This window comes from uncultured Kordia sp. (assembly GCF_947489565.1).
Taxonomy (GTDB): domain Bacteria; phylum Bacteroidota; class Bacteroidia; order Flavobacteriales; family Flavobacteriaceae; genus Kordia.
Map to the genome: position 1 here is coordinate 410,285 of NZ_CANLEA010000001.1, position 22,286 is coordinate 432,570.

At 33.2% G+C, this 22,286-nt stretch carries 23 protein-coding genes and 1 tRNA gene; 14 read left to right on the forward strand and 10 right to left on the reverse strand.

The window, feature by feature from the left end; genetic code table 11:
* Positions 1–47 precede the first annotated feature (47 nt).
* The 7 genes from Q0845_RS01870 (at position 48) to Q0845_RS01900 (ending at position 4,384) form a co-directional block, all read left to right on the forward strand.
* Positions 48–1,076 (forward strand): asparaginase, encoded by a 1,029-nt coding sequence (locus tag Q0845_RS01870; protein WP_298508253.1) that lies wholly within the window; start codon positions 48–50, stop codon positions 1,074–1,076.
* Positions 1,077–1,133: 57 nt separating this feature from the next.
* Positions 1,134–1,221, forward strand: a tRNA-Ser gene (locus Q0845_RS01875).
* Positions 1,222–1,298: 77 nt separating this feature from the next.
* Positions 1,299–2,024, forward strand: a complete 726-nt coding sequence (locus tag Q0845_RS01880) for a MotA/TolQ/ExbB proton channel family protein (protein WP_298508256.1) — start codon at positions 1,299–1,301, stop codon at positions 2,022–2,024.
* A gap of 30 nt (positions 2,025–2,054) precedes the next feature.
* The gene (locus Q0845_RS01885) at positions 2,055–2,465 is read left to right on the forward strand and encodes a hypothetical protein (protein WP_298508260.1); all 411 of its coding nucleotides are present in this window, start codon (positions 2,055–2,057) and stop codon (positions 2,463–2,465) included.
* A 2-nt stretch (positions 2,466–2,467) separates the two neighbouring features.
* A complete protein-coding gene (locus Q0845_RS01890) occupies positions 2,468–3,088 on the forward strand; it encodes a biopolymer transporter ExbD (protein WP_298508262.1) in 621 nt (206 codons plus the stop codon).
* 11 nt (positions 3,089–3,099) lie between these two features.
* Complete coding sequence (locus Q0845_RS01895; RefSeq protein ID WP_298508264.1) at positions 3,100–3,588, forward strand: biopolymer transporter ExbD; 489 nt, start codon at positions 3,100–3,102, stop codon at positions 3,586–3,588.
* 100 nt (positions 3,589–3,688) lie between these two features.
* Entirely contained in the window at positions 3,689–4,384 is a 696-nt protein-coding gene (locus tag Q0845_RS01900) for a porin family protein (RefSeq protein WP_298508266.1), read from the forward strand.
* On the opposite strand, the gene Q0845_RS01905 is transcribed toward Q0845_RS01900, so the two are convergent.
* The 3 genes from Q0845_RS01905 to Q0845_RS01915 are packed head-to-tail and all read right to left on the reverse strand — an operon-like array spanning position 4,379 to position 7,285.
* A complete protein-coding gene (locus Q0845_RS01905; RefSeq protein ID WP_298508268.1) occupies positions 4,379–4,984 on the reverse strand; it encodes a hypothetical protein in 606 nt (201 codons plus the stop codon). The genes Q0845_RS01900 and Q0845_RS01905 overlap by 6 nt on opposite strands.
* The gene (gene rpoN / locus Q0845_RS01910; protein WP_298508271.1) at positions 4,985–6,442 is read right to left on the reverse strand and encodes an RNA polymerase factor sigma-54; all 1,458 of its coding nucleotides are present in this window, start codon (positions 6,440–6,442) and stop codon (positions 4,985–4,987) included.
* 54 nt (positions 6,443–6,496) lie between these two features.
* Positions 6,497–7,285: a hypothetical protein gene (locus Q0845_RS01915; protein ID WP_298508274.1), complete on the reverse strand. Its 789-nt coding sequence runs from the start codon at positions 7,283–7,285 to the stop codon at positions 6,497–6,499.
* Positions 7,286–7,474: 189 nt separating this feature from the next.
* Here Q0845_RS01915 and Q0845_RS01920 point away from each other — a divergent pair, with 189 nt between their 5' ends.
* The 3 genes from Q0845_RS01920 to Q0845_RS01930 all read left to right on the forward strand — a co-directional run bounded on the left by Q0845_RS01920 (position 7,475) and on the right by Q0845_RS01930 (position 10,064).
* Positions 7,475–9,229, forward strand: coding sequence for a hypothetical protein (locus Q0845_RS01920; RefSeq protein ID WP_298508277.1), 1,755 nt, complete (start codon positions 7,475–7,477; stop codon positions 9,227–9,229).
* A 266-nt stretch (positions 9,230–9,495) separates the two neighbouring features.
* Positions 9,496–9,732 carry a hypothetical protein gene (locus Q0845_RS01925; protein WP_298508281.1) on the forward strand — a complete coding sequence of 79 codons (237 nt, stop codon included), beginning with the start codon at positions 9,496–9,498 and terminating at the stop codon, positions 9,730–9,732.
* Positions 9,733–9,770: 38 nt separating this feature from the next.
* On the forward strand, positions 9,771–10,064 hold the full coding sequence (locus tag Q0845_RS01930; protein ID WP_298508284.1) for a class I lanthipeptide: 294 nt from the start codon (positions 9,771–9,773) through the stop codon (positions 10,062–10,064).
* 58 nt (positions 10,065–10,122) lie between these two features.
* On the opposite strand, the gene asnS is transcribed toward Q0845_RS01930, so the two are convergent.
* The 7 genes from asnS to pyrH all read right to left on the reverse strand — a co-directional run bounded on the left by asnS (position 10,123) and on the right by pyrH (position 20,045).
* Positions 10,123–11,565, reverse strand: coding sequence for an asparagine--tRNA ligase (asnS, locus tag Q0845_RS01935; protein ID WP_298508286.1), 1,443 nt, complete (start codon positions 11,563–11,565; stop codon positions 10,123–10,125).
* A gap of 635 nt (positions 11,566–12,200) precedes the next feature.
* Positions 12,201–12,890 (reverse strand): hypothetical protein, encoded by a 690-nt coding sequence (locus Q0845_RS01940; protein WP_298508289.1) that lies wholly within the window; start codon positions 12,888–12,890, stop codon positions 12,201–12,203.
* Between the two features lie 167 nt (positions 12,891–13,057).
* Positions 13,058–13,435 carry a hypothetical protein gene (locus Q0845_RS01945; protein ID WP_298508294.1) on the reverse strand — a complete coding sequence of 126 codons (378 nt, stop codon included), beginning with the start codon at positions 13,433–13,435 and terminating at the stop codon, positions 13,058–13,060.
* Positions 13,436–13,496: 61 nt separating this feature from the next.
* A complete protein-coding gene (locus Q0845_RS01950; RefSeq protein ID WP_298508297.1) occupies positions 13,497–15,914 on the reverse strand; it encodes an efflux RND transporter permease subunit in 2,418 nt (805 codons plus the stop codon).
* A 50-nt stretch (positions 15,915–15,964) separates the two neighbouring features.
* Positions 15,965–18,487 carry a DUF5686 and carboxypeptidase-like regulatory domain-containing protein gene (locus Q0845_RS01955; protein ID WP_298508300.1) on the reverse strand — a complete coding sequence of 841 codons (2,523 nt, stop codon included), beginning with the start codon at positions 18,485–18,487 and terminating at the stop codon, positions 15,965–15,967.
* A 184-nt stretch (positions 18,488–18,671) separates the two neighbouring features.
* Entirely contained in the window at positions 18,672–19,226 is a 555-nt protein-coding gene (frr, locus tag Q0845_RS01960; RefSeq protein ID WP_298508303.1) for a ribosome recycling factor, read from the reverse strand.
* 111 nt (positions 19,227–19,337) lie between these two features.
* On the reverse strand, positions 19,338–20,045 hold the full coding sequence (gene pyrH / locus Q0845_RS01965) for a UMP kinase (protein WP_298508305.1): 708 nt from the start codon (positions 20,043–20,045) through the stop codon (positions 19,338–19,340).
* A 607-nt stretch (positions 20,046–20,652) separates the two neighbouring features.
* Here pyrH and Q0845_RS01970 point away from each other — a divergent pair.
* The 4 genes from Q0845_RS01970 to Q0845_RS01985 all read left to right on the forward strand — a co-directional run bounded on the left by Q0845_RS01970 (position 20,653) and on the right by Q0845_RS01985 (position 22,236).
* A complete protein-coding gene (locus Q0845_RS01970; RefSeq protein ID WP_298508308.1) occupies positions 20,653–20,835 on the forward strand; it encodes a hypothetical protein in 183 nt (60 codons plus the stop codon).
* Between the two features lie 226 nt (positions 20,836–21,061).
* On the forward strand, positions 21,062–21,310 hold the full coding sequence (locus Q0845_RS01975) for a hypothetical protein (protein WP_298508310.1): 249 nt from the start codon (positions 21,062–21,064) through the stop codon (positions 21,308–21,310).
* Between the two features lie 239 nt (positions 21,311–21,549).
* Entirely contained in the window at positions 21,550–21,777 is a 228-nt protein-coding gene (locus Q0845_RS01980) for a hypothetical protein (RefSeq protein ID WP_298508313.1), read from the forward strand.
* Positions 21,778–21,987: 210 nt separating this feature from the next.
* Entirely contained in the window at positions 21,988–22,236 is a 249-nt protein-coding gene (locus Q0845_RS01985) for a hypothetical protein (RefSeq protein ID WP_298508316.1), read from the forward strand.
* The last annotated feature ends 50 nt before the right edge of the window (positions 22,237–22,286 follow it).

A 22,286-nucleotide genomic window follows, 5' to 3' on the forward strand; every position in this document is an offset into this window, starting at 1 on the left:
TCAACAAAAAGACAAATCAACAAAAAGAAAAATCAACAAAAAGACAAATGAACCAGCCAAAAATTTTACTCATCTACACTGGTGGAACTATTGGAATGATCAAAGATTTTGAAACAGGTGCTTTACGTGCATTTGACTTTGATAAACTTTTAGAACGCATTCCCGAACTTTCACATTTAGATTGTGATATAGAAACCACTGCGTTTGAAAATCCAATAGATTCATCAGATATGAATCCAGATTACTGGATAAAAATGGCAACTATTGTTGAAGAAAACTACAATGATTTTGATGGTTTTGTGATATTGCACGGAAGTGACACCATGAGTTATTCGGCTTCGGTATTAAGTTTTTTACTGGAAAACTTAGCAAAACCAGTCATATTCACAGGTTCGCAACTACCCATTGGAGATTTGCGTACGGATGCCAAAGAAAACCTAATTACCTCAATCCAAATTGCTTCCATGCAAGATGCAGAGGGAAATCCAGAAATTAAAGAAGTAGGATTATATTTTGAATATAAACTGTACAGAGCTAACAGAACTACAAAAATAAATGCAGAACATTTTGAAGCATTTGCATCGCTTAACTATCCACCATTGGCTGAATCGGGTGTGCATTTAAAAATATTTAGAGAAAATTTGTGGTGTCCTGATGAGGAAAAACCGTTCAAAGTTCATAAAGAAATAGACAATAATATAGCGTTAATAAAGTTATTTCCTGGAATTACATCGGCTAGTTTAGAAGGTTTTTTAACTTCTGATACAATAAAAGCCATCGTTTTAGAGACTTATGGAGCAGGAAATGCGCCTACAGAAGCATGGTTTTTAGAATTTTTATACAAAATAAAGCAGAAAGGTATAATTATTGTGAATGTAACACAGTGTTCTGGAGGCAAAGTGATCATGGGGCAATATCAAACAAGTGTTGCGCTAAAAAACCTAGAAATAGTCAGTGGTAAAGACATTACAACGGAGGCTGCTATTGCAAAACTGATGTACCTTTTAGGTAGAAAAATGGACGAAACTACGTTCAAAACTGTCTTTGAAACACAAATTAGGGGCGAAATGTCCTAAAAATAACTAGATATATTTCAAAAACTAAAATATTTTTTGTTATTTGCCCGACGATAGAGAGAGGTGGCCGAGTGGTCGAAGGCGCACGCCTGGAAAGTGTGTATGCGGCACAACCGTATCGAGGGTTCGAATCCCTTCCTCTCTGCATAAAAATATCGTAAATTATTATAAAATTTTTATATCTTTAACCCGATTAACTAACAAAATTTAAGTTCAAGAGAAATGAAAAAAGGATTTTCTATTATGGCTGTAGCCATGTTAACGATTTTAAATGTAGGTGTAGCGACAGCTCAAAACGAACCGGCAGCAGACGCTGGACAAGGTATTCACCAAATATTAAAAGAATACTTCATCAAAGGTGGACCAGAGTTCATGGGAATTGTACTATTGTGTTTGATCTTAGGATTGGCAATATGTATCGAAAGAATCATCTACTTAAATATGGCAACAACTAATAATAAAAAGTTATTAGCAAATGTTGAGAACGCATTAGCAAGTGGTGGTGTAGAAGCTGCTAAAGAAGTTGCTAGAAATACAAAAGGACCTGTTGCGTCTATTTTTTACCAAGGATTAGACCGTATGGACGAAGGAGTTGAAAATGCTGAAAAAGCAGTTGTAGCTTACGGAGGTGTACAAATGGGACAATTAGAAAAGAACGTATCTTGGATTTCTTTATTCATCGCAATTGCACCGATGTTAGGATTCATGGGAACGGTAATTGGTATGATTCAAGCCTTTACACAAATTGAAGCTGCAGGAGCAATTGATGCATCTTTAATTGCAGGATCTATTCAGGTAGCCTTATTAACTACAGTATTTGGTTTGATCGTAGGTATTATACTTCAAATTTTCTATAACTATATTATTGCTAAGATCGATAGTATTGTAAACGACATGGAAGATTCATCTATTTCTTTAATAGATTTATTGGTTCGTTACAAGAAATAATACTATCAACTTTATACAATACAATATAATATGAAACAATTAAAATTAATATTAACAGTTTTAATCGCCGTGATCGCGTTAGTAGGAGCAATCCTATATATCATGATCTTGACAGGTAAGTCAACAGGCAATGAAATGATTGTTGCAGGTGAAATATTAGTGCCTATAACAGCTGCTATCGCATTGTTTTTTGGTATCAAAAATTTGGCTACCAATCCACAAGCATTGAAGAAATCATTGATTTCATTAGCAGTTTTAGCAATCATTGTAATATTATCCTATGTTGCAGCTAGTGATAGTTTAACTAAAGTAGGGAAAATTACAATTGACGGATCTACATCGAAAATAGTAGGTGCAGGTATTTATATGTTCTACTTTTTAGCAGCTGGAGCTATTTTAGCAATGGTAGGATTTGGAGTTAAAAAAACACTTAATAAATAATTATGGCAAGAAGAAAAGCACCAGAAGTGAATGCAGGGTCTATGGCCGATATCGCATTCTTACTTCTTATCTTTTTCTTAGTTACTACTACCTTTCAGGAAGATGCAGGTATCACTAGAAAGTTACCACCAATGCCGCCTGAAGGAGTAACACCGCCTATCATTAAGCAAAAGAACTTATTTACAGTATTAGTAAATAAAAATAATGATCTTTTGGTTGAAGAAGAAGTTATGGAATTGAAAGACCTGCGTCAAGCAGCAATCGATTTCCTTGACAACGGAGGTGGAACTAATGAAAAAAATGAACCATGTACATATTGCCAAGGGGCTAAGAATCCAGAATCATCGGATCACCCTAATAAAGCAATTATATCTGTGCGAAATGACAGAGAAACTGAATACGGAACATTTATTGCAGTTCAAAATGAGCTTGTAGGAGCATATAATACGTTAAGAAATAGAGAAGCTTTGCGATTGTATAAAATGAAATATACATCAATGGATTCTATCTTATCGCATCCGCAAACTACAGATGAAAGTGTTAAGAAAGATTTGAAAGATAAGATGAAGGTTATAAAGGATATGTATCCTTTAAAGATATCAGAAGCAGAAACTAGTAATTAAAACGTAGTATTATGTCTAAATTTAAAAAGAAAAAAAGTGGTGAATTGCCACCAGTATCTACGGCAGCTTTGCCTGATATTGTATTTATGTTATTATTCTTCTTTATGACAGTAACTGTGTTTAAGAAAGATGATTTCAAAGTGGCGCAAGAGTTACCATTTGCAGATCAAATACAAAAACTAGATAAAACAGATCCAGTTATTTATATTTATGCAGGTAAACCAAGTGACAGATATCAAGACCAAGTAGGAACGCAAGCTAAAATTCAGCTAAATGATAAATTTGCTGACGTTTCTGAAATTAAAGATTATTGGTTCAATACATTAAACAATGAAGTAGGAGCGCAAAATAGACTTATTGCCATTACTGCTTTAAAAGTAGATAATGAAACCAATATGGGACTTGTTGCTGATATCAAGCAAAAACTTCGAGAGATTAATGCATTGAAAATTAACTACACGACCAAAAAAGGGGAGTTTAGTAAGAATTTGGAAAAATAGAAGATCTTAAATTTTATATGAAAAAGCACTCTGTACAGAGTGCTTTTTTTATATTATCTTGGTACTAATTAATAAAATGATCTTGTCAAAATAGAATACGATGAAGCATATTGTTATTGGAATTTTAGTTGTTTTAGGAATGCAAGCTAGTTTTGCACAAGAAGAAGCAATTCAGGATACAATTCCTGATAACAACTATAGAGAAGACCAATTTTATATTGGGTTCACGTATAATATTCTTCAAAATCGTCCTAGCGGCATTTCCCAGAACAATCTTTCTAACGGAATACATTTAGGTGTTATTCGCGATTTCCCTATTAACGAGAAGCGAAATAAAGCTATTGGAATTGGTTTAGGATATTCTTACAATTCCTATTTCCACAATCTAAAAGCAGTCAAAACTACGAACGGAATCTCATATGAAGAAATTGAGAGTAATGAAAGCTTCAAGCGAAACAAATACCGAACGCATGAAGTTGAACTACCTATAGAGTTTCGTTGGCGAACTTCGACAGCAACTGACTATAAATTTTGGCGTATTTATGGAGGATTTAAATTTGGCTATATCTTTTCGGGCGTTTCTAAATTCATCAGCAATAGCGAAAAGATTAAATTTCAAAACGAAGACATCAATCGTTTTCAATATGGATTGACGTTAAGTGCAGGATATAATACTTGGAATTTTCATTTGTATTATGGTTTAAATAAACTCTTCAAAGATGGCACTGTGACTTCAACTGGCGAACAATTTGAGATGAATACCATCAAGGTTGGTTTGATGTTTTACATACTATAACCAATCATACAACACTAATAATTGTGGAATTGCTCCAATAAAAAAGCCAATAATTAATTCTGTAAATGTATGTGCTTTTAGGAATAATCGTGAAGAACCTACGAGTCCAATCATCAAAATAAGAATACTTAGCGCAAAGGTGATATTGAGTTGATATGTAATACTCAGCACAATAAAGAATAAAACCAAACCAGCCATTCCCATCATGTGCATACTCGCTTTTACACGAAACAACACGAGAAAAAGACAAGCAATAGCGGAAATTAAGGTTGCCAAAAAGAAATCATACAACTCTGCAAAAATAGATTTCGAAATTACTTTTGTAACGATTAAAAACAAGAGTAGTACATATAAATACAGCGGAATTTTACGCTGTTTCACATCTTTTACAAAAATAGAATCGATGAGTCGAAAACGTCGTAATAAAACAAACGTTAAGATCGGAATGAAAACGGTAAAAATAGAAACGGTAATAGAAACGTCTATTTTAAAATTAAAATCATACAGTCGTGGCGTCACTAAAAAAAAGCCAACGGTTGCCATTATCGGAATGAAAATAGGGTGAAATATGTATGAGATAACCTTGAGAAAAGTGCGCATCTAAATTTTCTTTCGTAATCGTGCTACAGGAATGTCGAGCTGTTCTCTATATTTTGCTACGGTTCTACGAGCAATTGGATATCCTTTTTCTTTTAAAATTGTCGCAAGCTTCTCGTCTGTCAAAGGCTTTTTCTTATTTTCTTCTTCAATGACAGTTTCCAAAATCTTTTTAATCTCTCGGGTAGAAACGTCTTCTCCTTGTTCATTTTTCATGGATTCAGAGAAAAACTCCTTGATCAACTTGGTTCCATACGGCGTATCTACATATTTGCTATTTGCCACACGCGATACGGTAGAAACATCCATATTAATCATATCGGCAATATCTTTTAAGATCATTGGCTTTAACTTACGTTCGTCGCCTGTAAGGAAGTATTCTTCTTGATAATGTAAAATGGCATTCATGGTTACTAAAAGTGTCTGCTGACGCTGTTTAATGGCATCTATAAACCATTTAGCGGCATCTAACTTCTGTTTAATAAACATGACGGCATCTTTCTGCGATTTTGTTTTTTGACGCGTATCTTTATAGCCTTTTAGCATGTCGTTGTATTCTTTAGAAACATGCAATTCTGGAGCATTTCGTCCATTCAAAGTCAACTCTAATATGCCTTCTACAATACGAATGGTGAAATCTGGAACAATATGTTCTATGATTTTTGTATTTCCAGCATACGAACCGCCAGGTTTTGGATTTAAACGTTCAATTTCTAAAATGGCATCGCGCAATTCTACTTCGGTAATATCAAATTTCTGTAAAAGCTTTTTGTAATGTTTCTTTGTAAAATGCTCAAAAGATCTATCCAATATGTCAATAGCCATTTCAATAGAAGCCGTGGGTTCTTTTCTTCTCAATTGAATCAGCAAACATTCTTGTAAATTTCGCGCACCAACTCCTGCTGGATCTAACTCATGAACAATCTGTAAAATCTTTGCTATATTTTCATCGGTCGTAAAGATGTTTTGCGTAAATGCCAAATCATCCACGATATCTTCTAAAGGTCTGCGGATATAACCACTTTCATCCACACTTCCAATCAAAAACTCAGCAACTTCTCTATCTTCCTCGTCAAGTCGAAAAGTATTCAGTTGATTTTTTAAATGCTGATTGAAAGACGTTCCTGAAGCATACGGAACGTTTTTTTCTTCATCGTCAACACTATAATTATTGGCTTGTAAACGGTAATTAGGAATTTCGTCATCACTCAAATAATCATCCACATTAATATCTTCTGCGGCAATTGTTTCATTTCCGTAATCGTCATCGTAGTCATTTGACAAATCGGAGTCAAACTCATCTGTTTGTTCCTTTCCACTATCCAATGCAGGATTTTCTTCCAGCTCTTGCTTCAGTCTTTGTTCAAAAGCTTGTGTAGGCAATTGAATCAGCTTCATCAACTGAATTTGTTGTGGAGATAGTTTTTGAGATAATCTAAAATTTAATTGTTGTTTAAGCATAGTTTTTTGTGTAAAAACACTAGGTTGTCGTTGATTAGTTTATAAGCAAATCCCTTACTTTTCAGTTATAGAATATGTTGCTTTTCCGCCGCCAGTTTGCATCTTCATTGTACGTGATCCTTTGATAAATCGTTTTGTTTTACGATCAATTTCATAACGTCCTTCGGCTTTATTTTTGCTGAGTACTCCGCCAATTCCGTCCATCTCCATTTGTACATCGATAAAAATTTTATCGTTCGTAATATCATCTACTGTATAGCTGAATTTTATTTTTTGTGATTCCATCAAGGGGTTCGTTGTGTTATAATCCCAAGTAACTCCTACAGCCAAATCTTCTTTTGGAAAACTCATTGTTGGTACTATTGAAAAGCCTTTTATAATGGAAGCGTCAAGAAACAAAGACTGGTCTTTAAACTCAGCACTTTTTATCATAGTACCATACTTATCTAAAGTAAAAGTATACTCTTTATCTAGATATTGTTTGATATCATTATATACTTCCAATTCAGTAGCGCTCATTTTGTTGGTGTTGTTTAATGCTTTGACAATTTCTGTATCTACATTTTCTTTTTCTCCAAACATATCCGATTTGTATTGCATACGTGTTACTTTGCCTGTAAATACAAAACTACTATCGCTTGTAATTTCATCTAATCGAAATTGCACTTCATTTTTGTCTTCAAAGAATCCCATTTTACTGGCACTTGTGTTGGTTCCAAAAACAAGCGTTTGTGTAAATCCTTTTTCAAAATTTATGGTTGAACTGACTTTATCAGTACTTTTTGAAGTACAGCCCACCAAAAATGATACCATTATAAGACAGATAAGGAAACTTTTTTTCATAAATCGGTTTTAGTGTTACACAAATATAACAAACTTCAATGGTATTGTGTGGTGTGAAATGAAAAATAGCAAGGGAATTTCTGTCTTTAGAAAAAGATGTTAAAAAAATGTTTTTGGGGAATAACACCCTTTTAAAAATCTCTAAAAATACGTTCTTTTAAAAAACATTAACCGTTAAAGTGAGCTTATATGAATACCGTAAAAAAAATAAAAGAAAATTTTCTTTCACTCAATATATTTTCCAAACTCATACTTTCAATGAGTTGCTGTTTGATGTTTGTAGAAAATGCAACAGCTCAAAAACGAGATCGTTTAGTGGTAAATTATTTGAAAAAAAGTAAAAAATTCGCATTCGAAAATAAACGAGATTCTACCCTTTTTTATTTGGAAAAAGCAGAACAACAAGCTTTAGGAGATCCGGAAGAACTTTTTAGAGTGTACAGTAGAAGCGGAATATATTTTTTTAGAGAAGAAATTAAACTAGATGCTGCCCGTGTGTATTTGAAAAAGATGCAAGCATTATTGCCAGATATAGATGATGAAGTGCTAAAAGCCAAAATATACAATAAAACAGGATATTTCTATTCTCTTGATGGTGATTTGGGCAAGGCGTATCAATCATTTTATGAAGCCTTAAAAATTAATTTAAAAGAAGATTCATTTTTGGATGCTAATGTGTTGGCGGTAACATATATCCGGATGGGAAGATTATATGCAAAACAATCAATGAATGAAGATGCGTTGGATTTTGGTAAAAAAGCGATGAAACTCATTGATGATGGAGAAAACGTAGATAAAGTTTTTGTATATCGTCAAGTAGGCTGGATTTACAAAAGAGTAGGGAATTATGAGAAAGCACTAAAATATTTTGATACGGCAGCATATCACAATGAAGATAAAATGAACAGTGAAAAGGAAGGAAAGAAAATCAAAGCTCACAGAAATAATATTGTAATCACTAGAAATTTTGCAGAAGTATATTATGAAACTGACGAAAAAGTAAAAGCCTTAAATCTGGCTTTACAAAGTTTACAAGATGCAAAAAACGCAAAAATAAAAAATGTCGATATGAGTCTTTATTTATTGCTGTCTAAATTATATAACGATCGAGGAGATTTCGATTTGGCTTTAAAAAATGCATTAGAAGCCTATGAAATTGCACTTTTAAGAGATATTCCGGGGAAATTGTTAATAACAACAAAACAGTTGCAAGTAGTATATGAAAATAAAGGGAACAAAGACTTAGCGTATCATTATTTGCAAAAATACATTACTGCTAAAAGAAGAGTAGATAAAGAAGAAGGGAAGTGGGAAATTACCAAAGAAAAGATGCGAATAGCACAGCTAGAAAGTGATCAAAAAGTTCAAGAAATACAAGCAGATTCTGAAAAAGCAAGGTTGAGTACATTGCTGATTACTGGAGCTTTGGTAATGTCTATTGGTTTTGGATTTGTTTTTTACAAGAAAAGAAAGGCTGTTTTTTTACAAGAAATTGCTAAAAAAGAAAAGGCAAAGTCCAAAATACAACAAAGGTTAAGTGAAGAAAAGCAAAAAGCCATTGCAAAAGAAGAAGAGCTAAAAGCGTATATGAATATGCTTTCAGAAGATTCAAATATTGATGTAAAAGATATTGGAGAAGTAAAAAAGATACAGAATGAATTGCGTAGGTTTAAAATTTTGACTGAAAGTGATTGGACAGGTTTTAAATCCATATTTCAAAATATATATCCTGACTTTTTCAAAAACTTCAAGGTAAAGTCGATGAACTATTCGCAGGGCGATTTAAAATTAGCTGCACTTATACGTTTAAATTTCAACACAAAAGAAATTGCTGAAATTCTAGTGATTTCTCCAGGGAGTGTTCGCAAAGGAAAGTACAGACTTCGCAAGAAAATGGACTTTGAATCGGAAGAAGAGCTACAAAAATTTATCTACGACTTATAGTTTGTCCCGTTTTTGTCTCAATATCCATAAGTAGAGAGGTTTGCAGTGTGTTTGTCACACTTCTGTCTCGTTGTTTTTTCGTTTAAACCAAACTACAATTCTAATTTTGAATTGAGTAATTGAAAAATCGCTTTCAAGTGTTGCATGTCATTTCTACAATGCTATATACAAACACATGTTAGATTTGGGAATTTAGTTTTAGGTGTTTAAGAAAGCGGTTTTTTAGTCCTCAAAAAATCATTATAAACCGTTAAAATCATTTTACTATGAAAAAACAAAAATTGAATTTTAAAAAACTGTCTTTGCAAAAGAAAACCATTGCAAACATAGGAGATGTTCAAGGTGGCGCACCAAGATCACTTGGATGTCCTGCTGGAACAAGTGTGCTTTTAAATTGTACAACGACACAAAATCCTACACGACCATTAGTTACAGTAGATCCTCACAATGAAATTTGTATAACGATTTTTAATTCGTGTAAGTCATATTGTCCTTTCTGTTAAAAAGAACAAGTAGTATTCATCTTTAAAATTTAAATAGTATGAAAAAAAGAAAAATTCAAATAAAAAAACTGTCATTACAGAAACATACCATTGCTTCTGTGAATGCAAATTCCTTACAAGGAGGAACTGGTGGAAATATTACATTGTTAGAAACTCGAATTGTATTAATCTGTGATACAAATACAAATCTTACAGATGATACCGTAACTACAGTGTTGTCAAATGTGGAAACAAAATGTATTACGGATCCCGGATTTGGATGTCCTTCTAATCCAGATGGGCCATGTACAACCACAAATATTCCAATTGTGAAGACGTTTGGACTTTGTTAGGGCAATAAAAAAACCGTCAAGCAATACTTGACGGTTTTTAGTTTCTCTAATATGTTGATTAAAACTCTGCGTTTTGTGGTGTTCTTGGATAAGGAATTACGTCTCTAATGTTGCTCATTCCTGTTACAAACATTACCAAACGTTCAAAACCAAGTCCAAAACCAGAATGTACCGCTGTTCCGTATTTACGAAGTTCTAAATACCACCATAATTCTTCCTCAGGAATATCTAAAGCAGCCATTTTTTCTTTCAATACATCCAAACGTTCTTCACGTTGCGATCCTCCGACAATTTCTCCAATACCTGGGAATAAAATATCCATAGCACGTACTGTTTTTTCATCTTCGTTTAAACGCATGTAGAATGCTTTGATATTTGCTGGATAATCAAACAAAATCACAGGACATTTAAAGTGTTTTTCTACTAAGAAACGCTCGTGCTCACTTTGTAAATCTGCGCCCCATTCATTGATTAAGTATTTGAATTTCTTCTTCTTATTCGGTTTTGAATTGCGTAAAATATCAATTGCTTCTGTATAACTTACACGTTTGAAGTTATTATCAATCACAAAACGTAATTTCTCTGTCAAAGTCATTTCGTTACGTTCTGCTTGTGGTTTTGTTTTGTCTTCTTGAATCAAACGATTTTCTAAGAAGGCCAAATCATCCGGATTTTTTTCTAAAACATAACTCAATACCGATTTCATAAAATCTTCAGCTAAGTCCATATTTCCAGCCAAATCCATAAAAGCAACTTCTGGTTCAATCATCCAGAATTCTGCTAAGTGACGTGACGTATTTGAGTTTTCAGCTCTAAACGTTGGTCCAAATGTATATACTTTTCCTAAAGACATTGCGTAGGTTTCCGCTTCTAACTGTCCAGAAACCGTCAAGTTTGTTTCCTTTCCAAAGAAATCTTGTGAATAATCTACATTTCCATCTTCATCCAATGGCGGATTCTTAGGATCTAACGTTGTTACACGGAACATTTCTCCAGCACCTTCGGCATCACTTCCGGTAACAATTGGCGCATGCATATAGTAAAATCCGTTATCGTTGAAATATTTGTGTATTGCAAACGATAATGACGAACGCAAACGCATTACGGCACTAAAAGTATTGGTGCGTGTACGTAAATGTGCTTGCTCACGTAAAAATTCTAAGCTATGCTTTCTAGGTTGCATCACCGTTTTGTGTACTTCTTCAGGATCAGCGTCACCTAAAATAGTAACTTCTTGTACTTTAATTTCTACTTTCTGTCCTTTTCCTTGACTTTCAATCAATTCTCCTTTAATAGCAAGGGAAGCACCAGTACCGATACGTTTTAAAGTATCTTCATTGGTATTTTCAAAATCAACAACACATTGAATATTATTTATGGTCGATCCATCATTTAAAGCAATAAAACGGTTTGCTCTAAACGTTCGTACCCAACCTTTTACAGTAACTTCCTGTAGCAATGTTTCTGAGTTTAGTAACTCAGCGACTGTGTATGATTTCATCTTTCAAATAATTTAAGCGACAAATATAATTCATTAGCGAAAACTTACGAAATGAGCTACAATAATTTTTTAATGCAAATTCATATGATTATTCGCAAAATCATGGATTCACGAATTCATTGATAAACAATATAGATTTATGAGTAATTCAATCTGACAGAAGCAAAAAAATAAAATGAGCAGCTTAAAGGTCATGGAATAAAAATGACAAGAAATGATAGTATATTTTGTACGAAGAGTATGTTTTTTCCATGAGAGAATTCAGTAAAGCGTAAAAATACCTATAAATAAAAGGGTATTACCCAGCAAAAAGGGGATTTTTCCCCTTGTCTAAACGCTCAATCTTGACATATATTTGTCATGGCTATTAATCAATTGTAATCTTAATTTGTCTTCAATGATTAAGAAAATTAAGGTAGGTTTGGGGGAACCGAATAGAGTCTGAATGTTGTAACAACAACTTCAGGCTTTATTTTTTGTACCTATCTTGCAAAAGTAAGTAGTTTTTTACATTCTGGAAAACCGTTTGTCTGATTTAATGAAAGTTTGTCGTAAATTTCACTCAAATGATGCTTTGTGGCTTTTAAATATGTTGAGAAAAGCTCTTTTTCAATCTATTCGTGACTGTTGAGTAATTATTGATTCTTCATCTCAGACTGTAATTCCTTCATTTTTTGATCTGTCATTGTTGCTGTTTTTGACATTCCATTGATAAGTTCAAATGTCATTGTTAAGGCTATAGATTGATCAAGCGCCATTTTTGTTTCAATTAGTATTTTACCAATGGCGATAATAGCTATTTGCAATGTTTTTTCAGCACTCTCAAGATGGATTTTTTTGTCAACGAATTTTCTTGTTTCATATCCAGCTTGTAATGGCAAAAAGAAAGGTTTGTTGTCTTCTGGAACAGATAAATTTAGATTTCCCCATGCTGTTTCATTAATATTTTTGGCATAATTTTCAAAAATTCCAGTTAATGAAGGAAAAGAAGCATCCTCAAAATGTGCATTTATTCTAGTTTTAATTCTAGCAAAAACAGCTTCTTTTGGAAGTTTATTCCAATTTTCAGCGGCAATTGGTCCTACAAGAGTTTCATTCATTTTTTCGGAAAAAACAGCAGAACCTGGTTCGAATTCATGATCGTTTATTGAAAATTCATTCGTGACTTCAATGCATCTTTCAGCAACAATAGTTGAGATTAAGCATATGGCATCTTCAACCCGAACTCCTTTTTCAGTTTGGACACTGTTATATACAAATTCCACTAACTTTTTAGCTAGTTTTTCATCTGATGGCTTAAAATTCAAAAAGTCAAATATCCCCATAATTTTGTTTTAACTATTGTTCAGCATGTAAACAACAGAAGTTTTTGTTGATACAAACTACAATTTTATTACTTTAATGGCAAAATCATTTGAAGAATTCTATATATAAAATCCCTTTAATTTAACGGCTTGGGAGAGTGAAAGCTACACGGAATTAATTTAAGTTTTTATTCTATTGATTTAATCATCTCTTTTTCGATAACTATTCCGTCAGATTCCGTTCTGCATAGAATTTTATTTTTATTAATATCAATAATCTCAATAATATATTTAGTTCCGATTATAGACTCCATTTTTGGAATATTAACTTCAATATATTCTATTTCATATTTACATGCTGTCAACCATTTCACTTTACTGGTTAATTTCCACCCCATTTTTGGGTAATGATCTGTTTGAAGAGAATCAGTTCTTTCAGTTATTAAATCTGCATAATCTGGATCAGAATATGTGAATTTTCCAATTTTGAAATCAGAGCATTTTTTCTCTTGCGAAAAAGAAATTAACGATATAAATAATGTTAGTATTATTATGGTTGGTTTCATGCTAAAGACGGCATATTTTACATGTTCAGTGATAGCTAATATCGTAAATATATGAATAGGTTTATTCTTTTTTGCCTTTTCTACGTGCCAACTCCGATAATTTTCTGTTTGGTTTTTCCGGAAGAATTCTGAAGTTTGGTGCTTTAATAACACGCTTGTTGGCTATACTTCTTTCTAACGAAAGTAATAAGGAAGGCAATAATAACAAGTTTGCTAACATAGCAAAGAGTAGCGTTGCTGAAACCAATCCGCCCAAAGCTACAGTTCCACCAAAGCTAGAAATCATAAATACCGAGAATCCGAAGAATAATACAATTGAAGTATAAAACATACTTACGCCTGTTTCGCGCAAAGCTGCATAGACCGATTTTCGAATTCTCCAGTGATTGCTCTGTAATTCTTGTCGGTATTTTGCCAAGAAGTGAATGGTATCATCCACAGAAATACCAAAAGCAATACTAAATACCAAAATAGTAGAAGGTTTGATAGGAACGCCTAAAAAGCCCATCATTCCTGCAGTAATTAATAATGGTAATAAGTTTGGTACTAAAGAGATTAAAATCATTTTGAAAGAACGGAACAAATAGGCCATAAACAACGAAATCAACAAAATTGCCAGCGATAAGGACATGATTAGGTTGTTGACTAAGTATTTGGTTCCTTTCAGGAAAACGAGTGCTTTCCCTGTCATCGTTACATCAAATTTGTCTTTGAAAGTATTCTTTATTTTATTTTGTAAATTTTCTTCGATACGTTCCATTTTATCAGTTCCAATATCTTTCATGAACGTGGTAATACGTGCATATCGTCCAGTAGAATCAACAAAACTAGCGAGCAAATTGGTTTCAGATTTTGACTTTCCGGCGTATGCCAGAATCCAATTATTCTCGTTGGAAGTAGGTAAGGTGTAGTTTTTAGCCAATCCGCCAAAGTATGCTTGACGCGAGTATTTTGCTAAACTTACTATAGACATTGGCTGCGATAACTCAGGAGTTTCAATAATTAACTCCTCAAACTTATTCATACGTTTTAAGGTAGAAAGTTTTGTTACACCATTTTTACGTTTGGTGTCAATCAAAATTTCTAGTGGCATGATACCGTCAAACTCTTTTTCAAAGAAGCGAATGTCTTTAAAGAAATCGGCGCGTTGCGGCATGTCTTCTATCAAACTTCCTGAAATTCGAATTTGATAAATTCCAATAATACTCAATACTAGCAAAGCAACAGAAACGACATATACGGCAAATCGATGGTGACGCACCATTTTTTCCATCCAAGAAACAAAGGTGTTAATCCAACGTTTGCTTAGGTGATTTAAGTGTTTTTGTTTTGGCAATGCCATAAAGCTATAAATGATCGGAATGATCAATAGCGATAAAATGAAAATGGCAATTATATTGATGGAAGCTACAATACCAAACTCTTTTAATAGTTTGCTTTCTGTAATGATAAATGTAGCAAAACCAGCTGCTGTTGTCACATTTGTCATCAATGTAGCATTTCCAATTTTAGAAATTACACGTTGCAATGACTTCGCTTGGTTTCCGTGTTTCTTTATTTCTTGTTGATATTTATTGATGAAGAATATGCAATTCGGAATTCCGATCACAATAATCAATGGCGGAATTAATGCTGTTAAAACCGTGATTTCATAGTTTAGCAATCCTAAAATTCCAAATGCCCACATTACACCAATCATCACCACAACTAGTGAAATGAAGGTAGCGCGGAACGATCTGAAGAAGAAAAAGAAAATTAAACCAGTAATAAGCAGTGCTGCACCAATGAATAATCCGATTTCATCAACAATATTTTGAGAGTTTAGTGTACGAATGTAGGGCATTCCCGAAACGCGTAAATCTAAACCAGTTTCGGCTTCAAACTCTTCAATAATGGGTAATACTTCAGCATAAATAAAGTCTTTACGAACGGCAGTATTTACAATCTCTTTGTCAAGATATACCGCAGTTCTTATAGTTCCTTCATCATTAAAAAGTAAGCTTTTATAAAATGGTAAATTGTTGAAGAGCTCATCGCGAATGGCTTCTGCTTCTTCTTGAGTAGCAATTTTTCCTTTTACCAATTCGTCAAGCGCAAAACGTTGATTTTCTTCGTCTTTAATGAGCTTTTTTAAGTTTTCAGTAGAAATTACGGCACTTACTTCAGGCTTTGCATTAAAGCGTTTGCTAAGGCGATTCCAAGCATTGAATTTTTCTGGAGTAAAAAGTGAGCTGTCTTTTACGGCAAGAATGATTAGGTTTCCTTCTTCCCCAAAAATATCAAGGAATTTATTGTACTCTATATTTACAGGGTGATTGTCAGGTAATAAATTTGCTTCGGTATAGGAGAAACGCATGTTTTTCCATTGCGATCCTAAAAATACAGTCATCGCAACTACAAGCGTCAGAATGATTATTCTATTTCGAAGAATCAGTCGCGCAAGACTTGCCCAAAAGCGTGTATTTATCCATTTAATCATTGTCTCATTTTTGGCTCGTGCAAATTTAGCAAAAACGAATGAAGAGAGGCTTAAAATCCTAAACTAAAATAATAGGTAAATTTAAATGATAAGTTATCTTCAAATTTTGGCAAATGATATGCGCCATATCTATACATAAAACTCAATCCAAAACCAGCGAATAATTTGTTGATTTCAAACCCTGATTCAGAATAACCGTGTTTTAAAGAATTGAAGTTTTGTCCTAAATGACGTTCAATATTTTCAGCATCACCAATGGCAAATCGAGAAATTAATGTCAATTCTGGGCGAAAGCCTTTTGTGATTTTAAATGGTTTAAACTTATGCTTTGCCTGAAACATGGCGTATTTGTCAGAGAAAAATTCATTAAAATACATGGTTTCAAAACTGTTTCTTCCTGCAATTGAAAAACGTTGTAAGAGCACATCTTTGTTAGGATTGTTTGGCGATGTATGGTATAAATGTGAAATTGGAATGTCACCAATACCCAAACCACCTTTTACTAAGAAAGAGGTTACTCCTTTGTCAATAGGACGAATTTCATGTACAATACGTGCATCAAATTTTGTATAGTTAAAATCACCACCTAATAAACCATCAAAACTTTGTGTGGCTTGAAAAGTAAATTGTGGAAATCCTTTTTTGATTTCATTACGACCATGACGTGTTTGCATGTATTCACTAAATGGATTCCATTGCACGGCAAAAGTAGCTTCGGTAATTTCGTAAGCATTGAAAATTTCGCCATTATTGACAAAACCATAATCGTAGGTAGATTCTATATTACTTTTAGAAACCATGAAATTGGCATGCGCCTTTGCTGTAATTTGATGTTCAATGTTTGCAGTTAAACGCCTAGTTTCATAGAAAAGATCAATATTGAACAATCGCGGTTCAAACAGTGAAAAAGCACGTCGGTCTGTAATAAAACGAGAACTTCCTGTTTCTACTAAATCATCTGTATACGACATTCCAAACCAAGTTTGCGTTCGTTTGTCCAATCGCGTAGCAGCGCCAACTCCGAATTTAAAATCTTTGTCACGTGTTCCGTATACACCATATCCATTGACACGGTATTTGGTAGAAAAATTAGCATTTGTAACACCGCCAAGTCCCAAACGGAAGGCTTCGTAATTGTTATACTTTACCAAATAGCGAAGGTCAAGGTCTATATATTTTGTTGGATAATAGCCTTTGAGTAGTTTTCGAGCGAGATAAATGTCTTTTTCAACACCATCTTCTTCAATAATACTGTCAAGTACCACATAGGTTTCTCTTCCACGTTGTGTAATGCTATCTGTTCGGAATTTATTCCAATATGCTTCATCTCTATCGTGCGCTTGGTCTTCAATTTCAATGGCCAAACCACGTCCACGAATTTTTACAGGTTCGTTGATGGCTAAGTCAAAGTTTTTTGTTTTTGAACTCAGATATACAAACTCATCAACATCTTGTTTATTTGTCCGAACAGTATTGGTACTGTCTTGCGGCGTACCACGAGATACGCTTACTGCTTGTCCAAAAAGTGATACGGAATCGTCCGTTTTTCCTTTTCGGATTTGAATTTCTTTGTCTGTAGGAAACCAAACTTTAAATGTGGAGTTGTAGTCAAAATTTTGTACAGCTTTGATGTCAATAACACCTTTTATTTCGGCAATTCCTTTTTGTAATGCATAGGATTCGCGATCAATGTATAAAATACCTTCCAATCCAGAAGTTTCTCCTTTTTCCTGCGGACTGTAATAAATCATATACGATTCGCGATTGTTGTTGCTTACCGTATCTAAGATTTTGTATTTGTACTTGGAAAGTGCATTGTTGGCCATTGGTCCAGGATACTGTGTTCCAAAAAGCTCGTATCTGTTATTGTAAAACGAAAAGGACTGAATTTTAATTCCCAAAATTTCATAGATAGGTTCTTTAAAACCGGCCATTCTGGTTGCTAAAATCTTTTCGCGTTTTCCTTTTGAGGAACTGAACGAAACTTCACTTACTTTTTCAGTCATGTAAATGTGGCTTCGCGTAATGTCTTTTTTGAAACTATAGCTTGATGAATCGACTTCTTTGAAGACAAGTTTTCCATCTTTTTTGGTGAAAATGGAATCAATTTGTCCGTTAATAGAGTCAGGATTCGCAGTCACTAAAAGTTTATTATATGCATTTAGTTTGAATGAATTCAGTTTGCGTTCTGGATCGTTTTGTTTCTTACGATCAATAGCGTCACGCATAATTTGTAAAGCAGGATTTTCTTTGTTGTATAATACAACGGCATCTAGTGCTTCCTGAGTTGGTATTAATCGTATGGTAAGATAGTTAGTGTTTTTATCTACAGGAACGGTCACTGTTTTGTAACCAATGTAAGAAACCTTAATAGATGTGATGTCTTTTTTAAGTTGTAATGTAAACTTTCCTTCTGCATCTGTGATGGTACCTTTCGTTTTAGAAATATAAATGTTTGCAAATGGCAGTGATTCTTTGGACTCTTTGTCAATGACAATTCCTGAAATGCTTTGTTGTGCAACAGCAACAAAAGAAGTGAGCAATACAATAAAAATCAGTATTGATTTTTTCATCTATTAGGGTATATTTTAGTAGTCTACTTTACTTGGTCGTTAACGATATTCTTTACTGTCAATATATTTTGCTAAGCGAATTAAAGAACGACCTTTTTCTTATAACGAAATTTAAGGTATAATGTTACAAAAATAAAGCGACCATTGGTCGCTTTACAATTAGTTTATTATAAGTTTAACGTTTTTAAACAGTCATGATTTCTTTCTCTTTCACTGCATAAACTTCGTCAATCTTTTTAACGTAACTGTCTGTTAATGTTTGTACATCAATTTCAGCATTTTTTTTCAAATCGTCTGAAACATCTAATTTTTTAATATCCTTGTTCGCTTCTTGGCGTGCGTTTCGGATACCAACTTTTGCATGTTCTGCTTCACTTTTAGCTTGTTTTGCTAAGTCTTTACGACGCTCTTCTGTTAATGGTGGCACATTGATAATTACTGATTCACCATTATTCATTGGGTTAAATCCAAGATTAGCTATCATAATTCCTCTTTCAATCTCTTGAATCATACTTTTTTCCCACGGTTGAATAGTAATGGTACGTGCATCTGTACTATTTACATTGGCAACTTGTGATAATGGCGTTTGTGAGCCATAGTAATCAACCATTACACTCGATAACATTGCAGGCGAAGCTTTTCCTGCTCTGATACTTAATAATTGTTTATTTAAATGCTCAATAGCACCTTCCATTGATTCTTTCGTCGTATCTATAATAAATGTAATTTCTTCGTTCATAATGTTCTTTAATTATTCCATGTAGTTGTGAAGCTACATGATATATCATTACTAATTTAAACTATTTTTTTGTTTTGCTCGAATAAAATCAAAAACTGCGCCAGTTTTAATTTATAAATTTACTTTCGTTCCAATGTTTTCTCCTGAAACTACTTTTAATAAATTTCCTTTGGTATTCATGTCGAATACGATAATAGGCAATTCATTTTCTTGACTTAGCGTAAATGCCGTTGTGTCCATTACTTTTAAACCTTGTTTCAAGACTTCGTCAAAGGAGATATGATCAAACTTGATAGCTTCTGTATTTTTTTCAGGATCAGCATTGTATATACCATCTACACGTGTTCCTTTTAAAATAACATCTGCATTGACTTCAATGGCGCGTAATACCGCTGCAGAATCTGTGGTAAAATATGGATTTCCAGTTCCAGCTCCAAAAATAACTACACGTCCTTTTTCTAAGTGACGAATAGCTTTTCTTTTGATATAAGGCTCTGCGACTTCTTTTATTTCTAATGCAGTTAGTAAACGCGTATAAATACCAGCGTCTTCTAAAGCACTTTGTAAAGCAAGTCCATTAATTACCGTAGCAAGCATTCCCATATGGTCGCCTTGAACTCGATCCATACCATTGCTTGCTCCTGCAACACCTCTAAATATATTTCCACCACCAATAACAATGGCTACCTCTATTTTTAAATCAACTACTTTTTTGATTTCTTCAGCATATTCAGCCAAACGTTTCGGGTCAATTCCATATTGTCTTTCGCCCATGAGCGCTTCTCCCGATAATTTAAGTAAAATTCTTTTGTATTGCATTGCTTGTTGTGATGAGTTTTGCAAATATAGCAAATAAAGAAGTCTACAAAAATGTTTTTCAGCAAGGAAGTTTTCTTTTGTAATTTCTTTAAGAATAATTCAAAAATAGACAAGCATACGTGTAAAATGTATAAAAACCTCTTATAGAAGATATAACTTCTTTTAATTATAACACGTATTTTCTTAAGATATTCTTAACAGATTTAAAGTTTAATCATAAATATCTTTGTAAAGCAATTAATAATAAGATATAAGCAAAATCATATAAAGAATATATTTTTTGTTAAGTTAGTATCATTCATAGAATATCTCTTTATATAATATATAGTGTTGCACTCGCTTGTTGCTACACTATGCGTTCTCCGCTTATATTTGTTGTGGCAACAAGTGTTTTTAGAACAAAAAAATACTGTTTTACAGATAAGTTATTTAAAAATTGCACCCATGAAAAAGAAGAAAAAAAGTTGCCAATGGCAACTTTTTTTTGAGGCATCTATTAAATAATTTTTTGCAGGAAAGTTGCTGTTTTATTGTGAGAATGTTAACGTTTTTGTGCTTAGTAGTTTCTTAATTTTGGATATCATTAATCATTAAAAACGAAAATATTATGAAAAAACGAATCTTAAAATTAGGATTGAGTAAATCAAAAATTTCAAATTTAAGCAACCTCGATGCAATTAAAGGAGGAAATACAACATTCAGTGAAGAAAGTACTTGTATTGAGTCGTTAACCTTCGCTATAGATCTCTGCTGCGATACTGATGGATGTGGAACCAATGGAGGATTTTAAAAAAAAAGCATTGTTATAGTGCTAAAGACATATGGTAAAAGGATTGTAATAACCTTTGCTATAATTCACATGAAGAAAAGACTGTCGCTTGGCGGTCTTTTTTTGTTTTAACCAGCGAACATTTACTATTTGACTTTAAAGATTGAAAAAATACCATAAACATGGGATTTTTTACAATTGTAGATAGCACTAATTTTAATCAACATTAATTTTAAAAAATACTATTATGAAAAAGCAAACATTAAAATTACAATTGAAAAGGCAGAAAGTATCTGATTTAAACAACCTACGAGGAGGAAAAAATATTTCTGATATCGATAGCCAGCATGGTGTATGTGATGACACAAATCCAAATAGAACTATAAATGCAACTTGTAATGCATTTTGCACTTATGAGACTTGGGAAGTTTTTAGCTGTGGTCATACAAATTGTATGGGAGGAGGAACTCCGACACAAGTAGGTGAAACTTGCTAAAAACCAATAAACATAATGTGTATATAAAAGAGTTGTCAATTTTGACAACTCTTTTTTTGTGTAAAATGCTTTGTGAATTGGAATCTATTTTGTCACAATCTTACCGTGTATTTCGAATAGAATTTGGAGACTTTTTGATTGCATGTTGATTTCAAAATTTAAAAAATACCATAAACGTGGGATTTCCTAATAGTGCCGATAGCACTAATTTTAACTCATATTAATTTAAAAACATTATTATGAAAAAACAATCATTAAAGTTAGGATTAAAGAAAGCAAGTATTTCAAATTTAAGTACCATTCAAGGTGGAGGCGGAACTTATAGTGTAGCTAAGTTTTGTATTGAAACTTTTACTGCTGTAGATGGTGTATGTTGTGACCAAACATATCCAGACACACAACTTGAATGTAGAACTATTACGCCTGGTGGAGGATGTACGTCAACTCGATGGGGACAAACTTGCTAATTGCTAGCAAGCATGTATAAAACAAAAAAAGGATCGTCAATTTGACGATCCTTTTTTGCTGGATTCAGTGTAAATTTAAGAGAATTTTTTTAAGCTATAGAGAAGTCATTTTTACTAGTCGTAATTTCAAAAAACCGACTTCAAAAGTTTTTTATGAAAGGGCATAGTAAGTAATTTTAATAAAAAGTTTAATCAAAATTCTTTAAGATTATGAAAAAAAAGAAAATGAATTTAAGTTTGAATAAAACAGAAATTTCGAACTTATCAACAATTAAAGCGGGAAATAATACGTCAAATGCTGTGGGTTGTGTACATACCGTTAGTAGAAACTTTCTAGACTTATGCTGTCCAATATTTGGAACTGATGAATGTCCAGATACAAAACTTTCAGGATGCCACGGGAATACAGGAAGTGCAAGTCTTGGTTGTACAAAACAAACACATTGTTTGTGTGGTTAAATCAGTTATCAGATTTAATGTAAAAATGAAAAGTATCGTTCAATGGACGA